At 58.9% G+C, this 12,375-nt stretch carries 10 protein-coding genes and 4 tRNA genes; 5 read left to right on the forward strand and 9 right to left on the reverse strand.

The window, feature by feature from the left end; all coding sequences use genetic code 11:
* Positions 1–167 precede the first annotated feature (167 nt).
* Positions 168–881, reverse strand: coding sequence for an FKBP-type peptidyl-prolyl cis-trans isomerase (locus AF70_RS22775; protein WP_018925162.1), 714 nt, complete (start codon positions 879–881; stop codon positions 168–170).
* Positions 882–1,150: 269 nt separating this feature from the next.
* Between AF70_RS22775 and AF70_RS22780 the strand changes: the two genes are divergently transcribed.
* The gene (locus AF70_RS22780) at positions 1,151–2,983 is read left to right on the forward strand and encodes a di-heme-cytochrome C peroxidase (RefSeq protein ID WP_028940035.1); all 1,833 of its coding nucleotides are present in this window, start codon (positions 1,151–1,153) and stop codon (positions 2,981–2,983) included.
* 3 nt (positions 2,984–2,986) lie between these two features.
* A complete protein-coding gene (locus AF70_RS22785; RefSeq protein WP_019579660.1) occupies positions 2,987–4,123 on the forward strand; it encodes a catalase family protein in 1,137 nt (378 codons plus the stop codon).
* Positions 4,124–4,266: 143 nt separating this feature from the next.
* Here AF70_RS22785 and AF70_RS22790 read toward each other — a convergent pair.
* The 4 genes from AF70_RS22790 to AF70_RS22805 all read right to left on the reverse strand — a co-directional run bounded on the left by AF70_RS22790 (position 4,267) and on the right by AF70_RS22805 (position 4,808).
* A tRNA-Asp gene (locus tag AF70_RS22790) sits at positions 4,267–4,343 on the reverse strand.
* Between the two features lie 19 nt (positions 4,344–4,362).
* Positions 4,363–4,438 (reverse strand) — tRNA-Val (locus tag AF70_RS22795).
* A gap of 198 nt (positions 4,439–4,636) precedes the next feature.
* A tRNA-Asp gene (locus tag AF70_RS22800) sits at positions 4,637–4,713 on the reverse strand.
* Between the two features lie 19 nt (positions 4,714–4,732).
* A tRNA-Val gene (locus tag AF70_RS22805) sits at positions 4,733–4,808 on the reverse strand.
* A gap of 159 nt (positions 4,809–4,967) precedes the next feature.
* Here AF70_RS22805 and rdgC point away from each other — a divergent pair.
* The 3 genes from rdgC to sugE all read left to right on the forward strand — a co-directional run bounded on the left by rdgC (position 4,968) and on the right by sugE (position 7,440).
* A complete protein-coding gene (gene rdgC, locus AF70_RS22810) occupies positions 4,968–5,888 on the forward strand; it encodes a recombination-associated protein RdgC (RefSeq protein ID WP_019579659.1) in 921 nt (306 codons plus the stop codon).
* 152 nt (positions 5,889–6,040) lie between these two features.
* Positions 6,041–7,006, forward strand: a complete 966-nt coding sequence (locus AF70_RS22815; protein ID WP_018925159.1) for a bile acid:sodium symporter family protein — start codon at positions 6,041–6,043, stop codon at positions 7,004–7,006.
* Between the two features lie 119 nt (positions 7,007–7,125).
* Positions 7,126–7,440 (forward strand): quaternary ammonium compound efflux SMR transporter SugE, encoded by a 315-nt coding sequence (gene sugE / locus AF70_RS22820; protein WP_028940034.1) that lies wholly within the window; start codon positions 7,126–7,128, stop codon positions 7,438–7,440.
* A gap of 140 nt (positions 7,441–7,580) precedes the next feature.
* Here the strand turns inward: sugE and AF70_RS22825 are convergent, their stop codons facing one another.
* The 4 genes from AF70_RS22825 to AF70_RS22840 all read right to left on the reverse strand — a co-directional run bounded on the left by AF70_RS22825 (position 7,581) and on the right by AF70_RS22840 (position 12,364).
* On the reverse strand, positions 7,581–9,455 hold the full coding sequence (locus AF70_RS22825) for an MFS transporter (RefSeq protein WP_028940033.1): 1,875 nt from the start codon (positions 9,453–9,455) through the stop codon (positions 7,581–7,583).
* A 103-nt stretch (positions 9,456–9,558) separates the two neighbouring features.
* Positions 9,559–10,710, reverse strand: a complete 1,152-nt coding sequence (locus AF70_RS22830; protein WP_028940032.1) for a TDT family transporter — start codon at positions 10,708–10,710, stop codon at positions 9,559–9,561.
* 106 nt (positions 10,711–10,816) lie between these two features.
* Positions 10,817–11,128 (reverse strand): cupin, encoded by a 312-nt coding sequence (locus AF70_RS22835; protein ID WP_019579656.1) that lies wholly within the window; start codon positions 11,126–11,128, stop codon positions 10,817–10,819.
* Positions 11,129–11,170: 42 nt separating this feature from the next.
* The gene (locus AF70_RS22840) at positions 11,171–12,364 is read right to left on the reverse strand and encodes an MFS transporter (RefSeq protein ID WP_028940031.1); all 1,194 of its coding nucleotides are present in this window, start codon (positions 12,362–12,364) and stop codon (positions 11,171–11,173) included.
* Positions 12,365–12,375 lie beyond the last annotated feature (11 nt).

Below are 12,375 nucleotides of genomic sequence, written 5' to 3' on the forward strand. Positions count from 1 at the left end.
AAAACCCAAGATTTCATTGACTTGGCGCATCGGTACGTCTAGCTCGGGCACTCTCACTGGCTATGACTGCAGCGTACCGCATCCGTTCGCTTTGTTTACCTTCACCAAACCCCAGATGCAACAACGCCCCGCATAAGCGAGGCGTTGTTTTTTCGAGCAGACGCGGATTACTTGGCGTCGTCTTGTTTGGCTGGATCCTTGATGCCCAGCAGCTCCAGGTCGAATACCAGCACCGAGTTGGCTGGAATCGCCGGGCTAGGGCTTTGGGCGCCATAAGCCAGGTCGCTAGGGATGTACAGTTTGTACTTCTCGCCAACGTGCATCAGTTGCAGGCCTTCGACCCAACCCGGAATCACACCGCTGACCGGCAGATCGATCGGGCTGCCGCGCTCGACGGAGCTGTCGAAAACGGTGCCGTTGGTCAGTTTACCGGTGTAGTGAACAGTCACTACGTCGGTCGGCTTAGGCTGTGCGCCATCGGCCTTCTTGACCACTTCGTATTGCAGGCCGGAAGCCGTGGTGACGACACCGGCTTTCTTGCCATTCTCTTCGAGGAATTTCTTGCCGGCGGCTGCCGACTCTTCGCTCATCTTGGCCAAACGCTCTTCGGCACGCTTCTGCAGCGCTGCGAAGGCTTCAACCAGTTCCTCATCCTTCAGTTTCTGTTCTTTCTTGCCGACGGCATCTTCGATGCCTTGGGCTACGGCTTTGGAGTCCAGATCATCCATGCCTTCCTGAGCCAGACTTTTGCCCATGTTCAGGCCAATGCCGTAGGAAGCTTTTTGCGCCGGGGTTTTCAGCTCTACGCTGGTCTGCGAATCACAACCCGCAAGTACCAGGCCAACCAGGGCCACCGCCGCCGCCAACCGATGCTGTTTCATGCTATTTCCTTGTTCATGCGCCTAAAGGGCAATCGAGTAAAGCCGCGAGCTTATCAGGCGGCCACGACCAATGGCTACCGGCATGAGAGCAGGAAACTTCCGATAAGTTCAGGTGTTTAAACGCATTTCGAGGTTAGAAGGATGAAGCTTCTGTCATCTGGCCCCCACAGACCCGGAGACCGATTCCCACAGCCCCTGGCGTAATGGCCTCTTGCCGCCCCTCGTCAGCTGAGGCATAAGAGAGCTACAAATTGACAAGGATGTTTATCGTGCGCCTCATAATCCGCTTGCTGATTCTGATAGCAGTACTGCTGGGGCTGGGCCTCGCCGTGGTGCTGTACTACGTCGCCAACCCGAAATTACCGGCCTGGTCACCGGCGCAACAAGTGCATTACCTGGAGCAATGGAGCGCCGCAGACCGCCAGGCCTACTACTTCACACCTCAAGGCACCCAGGTCAAAGGCTTGCGCTATGACTGGTTCAACGCCCTCGAACTGCCCTTCTCGCAAAAACGATTCGCCGCGCCTGAATACCTCGCACGCTTTGGTTTTCTGATCGATCCGAGCCAGAAAGCCACACCGAACAACCCCGGCAACCTGCCCGTCGGTTTTGCCCGTCATCAAAACGCGGGTAGCCAGGAAGAGTTTCTGGACATCACCTGCGCCGCCTGCCACACCGGCGAATTACGCTTCAATGGCCAGGCCGTGCGCATCGACGGCGGCTCGGCCCAGCATGTGTTGCCGTCCAGCGTCCCGACCCTGCGTGGCGGCAGCTTCGGCCAGGCACTGGTGGCCAGCCTCGCCTCGACTTACTACAACCCGTGGAAATTCGAACGTTTCGCGCGCAACGTCCTGGGCCAGGACTATGACGCCCGGCATCAACAGCTACGCCGGGACTTTAAAAGCTCACTCGATACCTTCTTGAAAGTGGCCTGGAACGACACCCATCGCGGGCTCTACCCCACCGAAGAAGGCCCCGGCCGCACCGACGCCTTCGGGCGCATTGCCAACGCCAGCTTCGGCGACGCCATTTCGCCGGCCAACTACCGCGTGGCCAACGCGCCGGTGGACTACCCGCAACTGTGGGACATGTGGACCTTCGACTGGGTGCAGTGGAACGGTTCGGCGCAGCAGCCAATGGCCCGCAACATCGGCGAGGCTTTGGGTGTCGGCGCGACGCTGAATTTCTTCGACGCCAGCGGGCAGCCCCTCAAGGGCGACGATCGCTACCCGTCCAGCGTCCGGGTGCGCGATCTGCACCGGATCGAACAAACCCTGCAACGACTCAAGCCGCCCACCTGGCCGGAAGCCCTGCTGGGCACCATCGACAAGCCGTTGGCCGCAAAAGGCCGCGCTCTATTCGCTGAAAACTGCGCCGGGTGCCACGTCCCCCGCGTCACCCAAAGCGACGGCAGACAGGTGCAACATCTGAAATTACTGCCCGTGGAGATGATTGGCACAGACCCCGGCGCCGCCAACAATATTGCCGACCATCGCTTCGATCTGACAGCCTTGAAGTGGGATCCGGCAGAGCTTGCGCAACTGGACGTGCAACTGCATCCAAAACCCACGGAACCCTTGGATTTGAGCCAGTTGTCAGTGGCCAAGGGGCTGGCCTACGTCACTGCTTTTGTGGGGAACCAGGCCTATCGCGCTGCCAATGTGACACCGGCGGAGCGGCCGAACCTGGACGGTTTCGGCCTGCCTATCGGTGTCCAGGAGTTACGCAGCTATAAAGCCCGACCACTGGCAGGCGTCTGGGCCACGCCGCCGTTTCTGCACAACGGTTCGGTGCCGAGCATCTATCAACTGCTCTCGCCCCAGGATGAACGCGCAACAACGTTCTATAAGGGCACCTTCGAATACGATCCCAAACACCTGGGCTATCGCACCGAAGCCTTCACCAACGGTTTTGTGTTCGACACGCGTATTACCGGCAATCACAACAGCGGCCACGAATTCCGCGCCGGCGAGCGCGGTAATGGCGTGATCGGTCGCCTGCTGCAACCGCAGGAGCGCTGGGCGCTGCTGGAATACCTGAAAGTGTTGGGCGGCCCGCTGGAGTCGCAATTGCCAGACCACCTCATCAGTCAAAAGGATTGACCCATGCTGATCACGCTCTGGCTACGTCTGGGTGCCTTCCTTGGTAAAACCCTGCTTTGGATGTTGGGTTTGGGGGTCCTCGGCTGGGCGCTGACCATGGCATGGCTCGCCTGGCAACATCGCGGCCCGGTATCGGCTGAAGAACTGATTCCGGACGGCGAAGCGGCGATGACCCGGGACATCATCCAGACAGCGGTGCGGATCGTCGATCAACACCGCGAAAGTACTCGCTATCTGCGCGACGCTCACGCCAAGGCCCATGGTTGCGTGAAGGCCGAGGTTCAGGTGCTGCCGGATCTGGCGACGACGTTGCGCCAAGGCGTGTTCAGCGAACCCGGCAAAACCTGGCAAGCGACGATGCGGCTGTCCAACGGCAATGCCTATCCGCAGTTCGACAGCATCCGCGATGCCCGGGGCATGGCGATCAAGTTGTTCGATGTGCCGGGTAAACAGTTGCTGAATGATCGACAAGGGCGCAGCGAACAGGATTTCGTGATGTTCAACCATCCGAACTTCTTTGTCAGTGATGTCGCCGAGTATCGTCAGAATGTGGCCGCTCAGGCTGACGGCAAAAAGATAATGGCATTCTTCCCGGGCTGGGACCCGCGCACCTGGCAGGTTCGTCATCTGTTTATTGCGCTGGCGACACTCTCCCCTGCCCCGGCAAGTCCGACCCAGACCACCTACTTTTCGGTTTCGCCGTACAAGTTTGGTGAGGCCAACGTCAAATTCCGGGTAATACCGGATCCGGAGAGCTGCCCGACCTACACGCTGCCCACGCAAAATCAAAACCTGCCGAACTTCCTGCGCAGTGCGCTGAACCAGCAGCTGTCGACTGATCGGGTGCCGGCCTGCTTCGTGTTACAGGTCCAGCGCCAGGATCCGAGCCAATATATGCCGATCGAAGACACTAGCATCGAGTGGCGTGAACACGACGCGCCTTTCGAAACCGTGGCGAAGATCAAGCTGCCTGCCCAGGATTTCGACACCCCGGCGCTGAACCTGCAATGCGACAACCTGTCGTTCAATCCATGGTTCGGCCTTGAAGCCCATCGGCCGATTGGTGGGATCAACCGGTTGCGCAAAGCGGTGTACGAGGCCGTCAGCGACTATCGACACAGCCGCAATGCCGAACAATAAGTAAGGCAGAAACGAAAAAAGCGACCCGAACAGGTCGCTTTCTTCAGTGAATCCGGCAAAAAGCCAAATCCCAGACAGCAAAAAGCCCGCATTAAGCGGGCTTTCTGTGGTGATCTGGCGTTCAGTGTTCCAGATACCGAATATGGCGCAGCGGACGGGACTCGAACCCGCGACCCCCGGCGTGACAGGCCGGTATTCTAACCGACTGAACTACCGCTGCGCGAAACGCTTGAAACGAATGGTGGGTGATGACGGGATCGAACCGCCGACATTCTGCTTGTAAGGCAGACGCTCTCCCAGCTGAGCTAATCACCCTTCGCTTCGTTACGGGACGCATTATGCCACAAGTTTTCGTAAAGTGTTGATTTAATTGAAGTTTTTTTCAAAAAAATCCGAAAACCAGTGAAACGACACAACCCGATGGAACAAGGTACAAACTTGAGACAGAAAAAAACCCGCCTCAGCGGGTTTTTCCGTGGTGACCTGGCGTTCAGTGGTCCAGGTTACCGAATATGGCGCAGCGGACGGGACTCGAACCCGCGACCCCCGGCGTGACAGGCCGGTATTCTAACCGACTGAACTACCGCTGCGCTAAACACTTGAAACGAATGGTGGGTGATGACGGGATCGAACCGCCGACATTCTGCTTGTAAGGCAGACGCTCTCCCAGCTGAGCTAATCACCCTTCGCTTCGGTGTGGCGCGCATTCTACGGAGCGACCCAACCTCTGGCAAGCACTTTTTTAATTAATTTTCTCAGGCCTTCCAAAGGCTTAGAGAAGGGTTGGCCTATGACCCGGCGAAGACAATAATGCCCCCCTTTGTATAAAGGAGAGACTCACCTCATGTGGTTCAAAAACCTGCTTATCTATCGCCTGACCCAAGATCTGCCTTTTGATGCCGAGGCGTTGGAAACTGCACTGGCCACCAAACTGGCGCGTCCATGTGCAAGCCAGGAGTTGACCACCTACGGTTTCGTCGCGCCATTCGGCAAGGGCGAAGACGCACCGCTGGTACACGTCAGCGGAGACTTCCTGCTGATCGCCGCCCGTAAAGAAGAACGCATTCTGCCGGGCAGCGTCGTGCGTGACGCAGTGAAGGAAAAGGTCGAAGAGATCGAAGCCGAACAAATGCGCAAGGTCTATAAAAAGGAACGCGATCAGATCAAGGATGAAATCATCCAGGCCTTCCTGCCCCGCGCCTTTATCCGTCGCTCGTCGACCTTCGCCGCCATTGCGCCAAAACAGGGCCTGATCCTGGTGAACTCGGCCAGCCCGAAACGCGCCGAAGACCTGCTGTCCACCCTGCGTGAAGTGATCGGCTCGCTGCCGGTACGTCCGCTGACGGTGAAGATGTCCCCGACCGCGACCATGACCGAGTGGGTTACCACTCAGAAAGCTGCGGACGACTTCTTTGTGCTGGACGAGTGCGAACTGCGCGACACCCACGAAGACGGCGGCATCGTGCGTTGCAAGCGTCAGGACCTGACCAGCGAAGAAATCCAGCTGCACCTGAGCACCGGCAAAGTGGTCACTCAACTGTCGCTGGCCTGGCAGGACAAACTGTCGTTCGTGCTCGACGACAAAATGGTGGTCAAGCGCCTGAAGTTCGAAGACCTGCTGCAAGATCAGGCGGAGCAGGACGGTGGCGACGAAGCACTCGGCCAACTGGACGCCAGCTTCACCCTGATGATGCTGACCTTCGGCGACTTCCTGCCGGCACTGGTTGAAGCGTTGGGTGGTGAAGAGATGCCGCAAGGGATCTAAACCGACGCGCGGTCTAAATGTGCGAGCGGGCTTGCTCGCGAAGGCGTCATGACAAACAACATCATTGTTGAATGTCCGACCGCCTTCGCGAGCAAGCCCGCTCCCACATTGGATCTGCGCAATTTTCGAATATGAATAACAAGGATCAGGCCATGCGCGCACTCGCTGCATTGAGTCGTTTTGTCGGCAACACCTTCGCTTACTGGGTACTGATTTTCGCCATCGTGGCGTTTCTGCAGCCGGCCTGGTTCATCGGTTTGAAAGGCGCCATTGTGCCGCTGCTGGGGCTGGTGATGTTCGGCATGGGCCTGACCCTCAAGCTCGAAGACTTCGCCGAAGTCGCTCGCCATCCGTGGCGCGTGGCCCTGGGCGTGGTCGCCCATTTCGTGATCATGCCCGGCATGGCATGGTTGCTCTGCCAGGTATTCCACCTGCCGCCAGAGATTGCTGTCGGTGTGATTCTGGTCGGCTGCTGCCCGAGCGGCACCTCGTCGAACGTGATGACCTGGCTGGCTCGCGGCGACCTGGCGTTATCGGTGGCCATTGCCGCCGTCACCACCCTCCTCGCGCCATTGCTGACACCGGCGCTGATCTGGCTGCTGGCCTCGGCCTGGTTGCCGGTGTCGTTCATGGAGCTGTTCTGGTCGATCCTGCAAGTCGTGCTGTTGCCGATCGTACTTGGCGTGGTTGCCCAACGCGTGCTCGGTGATCGGGTTCGTCACGCGGTAGAAGTGTTGCCGCTGGTGTCGGTGGTGAGCATCGTAATCATCGTCACGGCCGTGGTGGCTGCCAGCCAGGCGAAGATTGCCGAATCCGGTCTGCTGATCATGGCCGTGGTGATGCTGCACAACAGCTTCGGCTACTTGCTGGGTTACTTCACCGGGCGCCTGTTCAACCTGCCGCTGGCCCAGCGCAAATCCCTGGCACTGGAAGTCGGCATGCAGAACTCCGGCCTGGGTGCGGCACTGGCCAGTGCGCACTTCTCGCCGCTGGCGGCGGTGCCGAGCGCGCTGTTCAGCGTCTGGCACAACATTTCCGGGGCGCTGCTCTCGACGTATTTCCGTCGCATGAGCGAAAAAGAGGATCGGAAAATCGCTGCTCAGCAAGTGGCTGACTGATCCGAAAACTTGATCCTCGGGTTAATGATGGGCACTCTATCGCGCAACGCGAGGACGACCTCGCGGCTCGATCGAGTGATTAATCCGGGGACGACCCCATCCATCGATGGAGGTCTTCCATGTCCTGGATCATTCTGTTTTTCGCCGGCCTGTTCGAAGTCGGCTGGGCCGTTGGCCTGAAATACACCGACGGCTTCAGCCGCCCTCTCCCTACCGCATTGACCGTTGCCGCCATGGCCATCAGCCTTGGCCTGCTGGGCTTTGCCATGAAGGAATTGCCGCTGGGCACGGCCTATGCGATCTGGACCGGCGTGGGTGCGGTGGGCACGGTGATCGCCGGGATCATTCTGTTTGGTGAATCCATGGCACTGTTTCGGCTGGCCAGTGTGGTGCTGATCATTACCGGGTTGGTCGGGCTCAAGGTCAGCGCTTAGACCGCTACCGTCTTCGCGGGCAAGCCTCGCTTCTACAGGGATTGATGGTGTGTCCACAATACGTGGCACAACATAAAACCTGTGGGAGCGAGCGATGCGGCGACCCGACTTGCCCGCGATGAGGCCCGCAAAGTCACCAACTATCTGACGGCCCCACGCAAATCCCCCACCATCGCCTGCAACTTAGCTGGCTCAGCCACTTCAACGGCCACCGCCGGCCCTGCCACCAAGGTCACCCGCGACCACAACCGACGGAACAAGCCCTTGTTCGGATCGCGGCTGAAGAAACTCCCCCATAAACCCTGCAACGCCAGCGGAATCACCGGCACCGGCGTTTCTTCGAGAATCCGCGTCAGCCCGCCCTTGAACTCGTTGATCTCGCCATCAGCGGTCAACTTGCCTTCGGGGAAAATACACACCAGCTCGCCATCCTTCAGATACTGGGCAATGCGGGTGAAGGCTTTTTCGTAGATTTGAATGTCTTCCTGACGCCCGGCGATCGGAATCGTGCCGGCCGTGCGGAAGATGAAGTTCAGCACCGGCAGGTTGTAGATTTTGTAATACATCACAAAACGAATCGGCCGACGCACCGCGCCACCAATCAGCAACGCATCGACGAACGACACATGGTTACAAACCAGCAGTGCCGGGCCCTCATCAGGAATCAGCTCCAGATTGCGATGCTCCACGCGGTACATGGAATGGCCGAGCAGCCAGATCATGAAGCGCATGCTGAATTCCGGGACGATTTTGAAGATGTAGGCGTTGACGCCGATATTCAGCAGCGACACCACCAGGAACAGCTGCGGGATCGACAGCTTGGCGATGCTCAGCAAGACGATCGACACAATCGCCGACACCACCATGAACAGGGCGTTGAGGATGTTATTGGCGGCGATCACTCGGGCCCGTTCGTTCTCGACGGTGCGGGACTGGATCAGCGCATACAGCGGCACGATGTAGAAACCGCCAAAGACCCCAAGCCCGAGGATGTCGATCAACACCAGCCAGGTGTGACCGAACCCAAGGATTTCGAGCCAGCCATGGCCGGTAACGCTGTCCGGAATTCCGCCGGAATGCCACCACAGCAACAGGCCAAACACGCTCAGGCCGAATGAGCCGAACGGCACCAGACCGATCTCGACTTTGCGCCCGGAGAGTTTCTCGCAGAGCATCGAACCCAGTGCGATACCGACCGAGAACACGGTAAGAATCAGCGTCACCACGGTCTCGTCGCCGTGCATCCATTCCTTGGCATACGCCGGGATCTGCGTCAGATAAATCGCCCCGACAAACCAGAACCATGAGTTGCCGACGATCGAACGCGATACCGCAGGGGTTTGCCCCAGGCCCAGCTTCAACGTGGCCCAGGACTGGCTGAAGATATTCCAGTTCAGGCGCATTTGCGGCGACGCAGCCGCGGCCCGGGGAATGTTGCGGCTGGCCAGGTAACCGAGCACCGCGATGCCGATGATTGCCGTGGACACCACCGGCGCGTAATTGCTGGCGGACATCATGATGCCGGCGCCAATCGTCCCGGCGAGAATTGCCAGGAAGGTGCCCATTTCCACCAACCCGTTGCCACCCACCAGCTCTTCTTCGCGCAAGGCCTGCGGCAGGATCGAGTACTTCACCGGCCCGAACAGCGCCGAGTGGGTACCCATGGCAAACAGCGCCAACAGCATCAGCGACAGGTGATCGAACATGAAACCGACCGCGCCCACCGTCATGATGACGATTTCCCCGAGCTTGATCAGACGGATCAGCGCGTCCTTGGCGAACTTCTCCCCGAACTGTCCGGCCAGCGCCGAGAACAGGAAGAACGGCAGGATAAACAGCAGCGCACACAGGTTGACCCAGATCGAACGGTCCCCCTCGATGGTCAGCTTGTACAGAATGGCGAGGATCAGCGACTGCTTGAAGATGTTGTCGTTAAAGGCCCCAAGGGACTGCGTGACAAAAAAAGGCAGGAAGCGCCGAGTGCGAAGCAAGGTGAACTGCGAGGGGTGACTCATCTTCCATGTGTCCCTGATTTTTTTGGTAAAGGGTGGCGTGGATACTGTTATTGGAATGATCGAACGTCGATCCAGGCCACACACATTACCTAATCTTGGCCGGTTATTTCTTTAATCCTGCGATACACGGCGAGACAAACAATTCGCCACGCCACGCGCCCTGCACCGTGCGTTTGGCGACAATCAGCCACATCGCCGCCAGCATGGCTACCAATACACAACCAAAGACACTGAAAAACGTCAGGTTCAAGGTGCTGGCCAGTTTCAGCGTAGTCAGGGAATAGACACCCAGCGGGAACGTGAAACCCCACCAGCCGAGGTTGAACGGGATACCGGCGCGCAAGTAACGCACGGTGATCAGCAGCGCCATCAGCATCCACCAGAACCCGAAGCCCCACAGCGTGATACCGGCGACTAACCCAAGGCCCTCAGCTATTTCACCGATCCCCGGCAGACCGTTCGCGGCAAAGATCGCCGGCGCGTCGGCGCCCAGCAGCAACATGCCCAGCGCACCTGTGCCAATCGGCCCAAGCGCCAGCCAGCTCGAGGCGGCCATGTTTTCGTGGGGCAATTTATGCAACGCCATGCGCAGCAACAGGATGGTCAGAATGCTAAACGCCACTGGCAGGGAAAAAGCCCAAAGCACGTAGCTGGTCACCAGAACCACTAACTGCGAATGAGCATCGGCGAGGTGCGGCGCCAGCAAGCCACCACTGGCAGCCGCCACTTCCGCTGCCACCACTGGCAACAGCCAGACAGCGGTCATCTGGTCGATGCTGTGCTCCTGACGAGTGAACATCATGTAGGGAATCAGTACGCCGCAGGCCAGCGACATCACCACGTCCAGCCACCACAGCACTTCGGCGACATGAATCACACCTTCGCCCCAGCGCGGCAGGCCGAACAACAGAAAGCCATTGATGATGGTCGCAAGGCCCATGGGAATGGTGCCGAAAAACATCGAAACCGTGGAATGGCCGAAAATCCGCCGCGCCTCGTCGAAGAACATGACCCAACGCGCGGCATACATAGCCGTGAACAACACAAACAGAACAATATTGAACAGCCACAGACCTTCGGCAAACCCACGCAGGCCGGGTATTGCGACGGGCAGTTGCGCGAGCGCGAGTGCCAATACCCCGGTGCCCATGGTCGCGGCGAACCAGTTCGGGGTGAATTGGCGGATGGCTTCTCTTGGGTGCTGCAGATGACTGAGCGGTTTGATACCGGGTTTAACGCTATGGGTGCAGGTCATGGTGAACTCCTGTCCTCTGATGAGGTAGGCGCTCATGGTAGATCCGAATAGAATATCGATATAACGGGTAATATCTCTAACTGTTATCTGTTTTGCAGATATAGCATCAGACGCTGCCTTCAGTCTCGATCACCAGTATCCTCGCCACGCCCTGCGGATGAGCCACATGTTCAGTGCCCACCGAGGCATAAAAAATATCGCCGACCTCCAGCAGGGTTTCCCTTTCGAGGCCTGCTTCGCGATAACGCATCTGCACCTGACCGTCGAGCACCACGAACACTTCCTGGCCATCGTTGACGTGCCATTTATACGGCTGATCGGTCCAGTGCAAACGGGTGGTGATACCGTTCATGTTGGCGATGTCCAGCGCCGCCCAGGCGCGGTCACCGGTGAAGGATTTGCTGCGGATGATTTTCATGGGTCGGTCCGTCGAAATGAATGGCGGTGCCAAGGCTAACGGTCATCTGACATCGACGCCACAGACTTTGACAGACCGCTCACGAAGCAACCCGATCAGCGCACCGAGCGACAGGATGATCAGTACCGCGCCGTAACCGTCGGTGGTCGCCACCAGCCCAAAGCTGCGGGTCAGATTACCGGCCAGCAACGACGGCAAGCAGAACGCCAGATAACTGAGCACATAAAACGCCGACATCAACCCGGCCCGCTCATGAGGCAAGGCCAGCGGCACGATGCTGCGCAAGGCGCCAAGGAAACCCGTACCGAATCCGCTGCCCGCCACCAGCGTGCCGAAGAAAAACAATGGCAGGCTGGCGCTGTGGACCGCCAGCAGAATCAGCGCAACGCCTGCGGGTAGCAAGCTCGCGCCCAGCAGCAAGACCTTGTCGGCCGGCCGATTGCGCAAGGTGTAGATCATCAAGGCACCGGTCACCGTCAACACGGCCACCGTCGCACCGCCAATCAGGTTCGACGTGGAACCGGTGGCAGTCCGCACCAGGGACGGCGCCAGAGAGGCGAAAAAGCCACCAAGCGCCCATACCGCGAGGTCTATCGGCAGCACCCGCCACAACATTCGCCGCGCCTGAATCGGCACATGCAGGGTCGGGCGCAGCGAGGCCCAGGCACCCGGTTGTCGACTGACGCTTTCCGGCAGGCGCCAGACGTACAGCGCTTGCATCACAAACAGCGCGAACAACACCCAATAGGTCAATTGCAGCGGCAGGGGCGCAAACTCGGCCAATAATCCGCAACCCATAGCCCCCAGCGCCATGCCCAACAACGGCGCAACACTGTTGACCATCGGCCCTTGCTGGCGATCGCTGTCCAGCAACGCCGCACTCAAAACGGCGGTGGCCATTCCCGTCGCAAACCCCTGAAGTACTCGCGCACCGATCAACCAGGCGACGCTGTCGGCGTTGATGAACAGCAACATCGCCAGCATATTCAGCAACACGGCGGTAAAAATCACCGGTTTGCGCCCCAGAAAATCCGACAGCGAACCGACCGTGAGCAGCGCCGCCAGCAAGCTGAGGGCGTAGACACCGAAAATCAGGGTCAGGGTCGCGGCCGAGAACTGCAGGTGTTCCTGATAGAGGTGATACAACGGGGTCGGCGCGGTGGAAGCGGCGAGAAAACTGAGTAAGGTGATCGCCAGAAACCACAGGCTGGAACGATTTGTCGCTGGAAGAGACATGAGCACACTCC

Origin of the sequence: Pseudomonas sp. KD5, assembly GCF_012932895.1 — a bacterium.
Lineage (GTDB): Bacteria > Pseudomonadota > Gammaproteobacteria > Pseudomonadales > Pseudomonadaceae > Aquipseudomonas.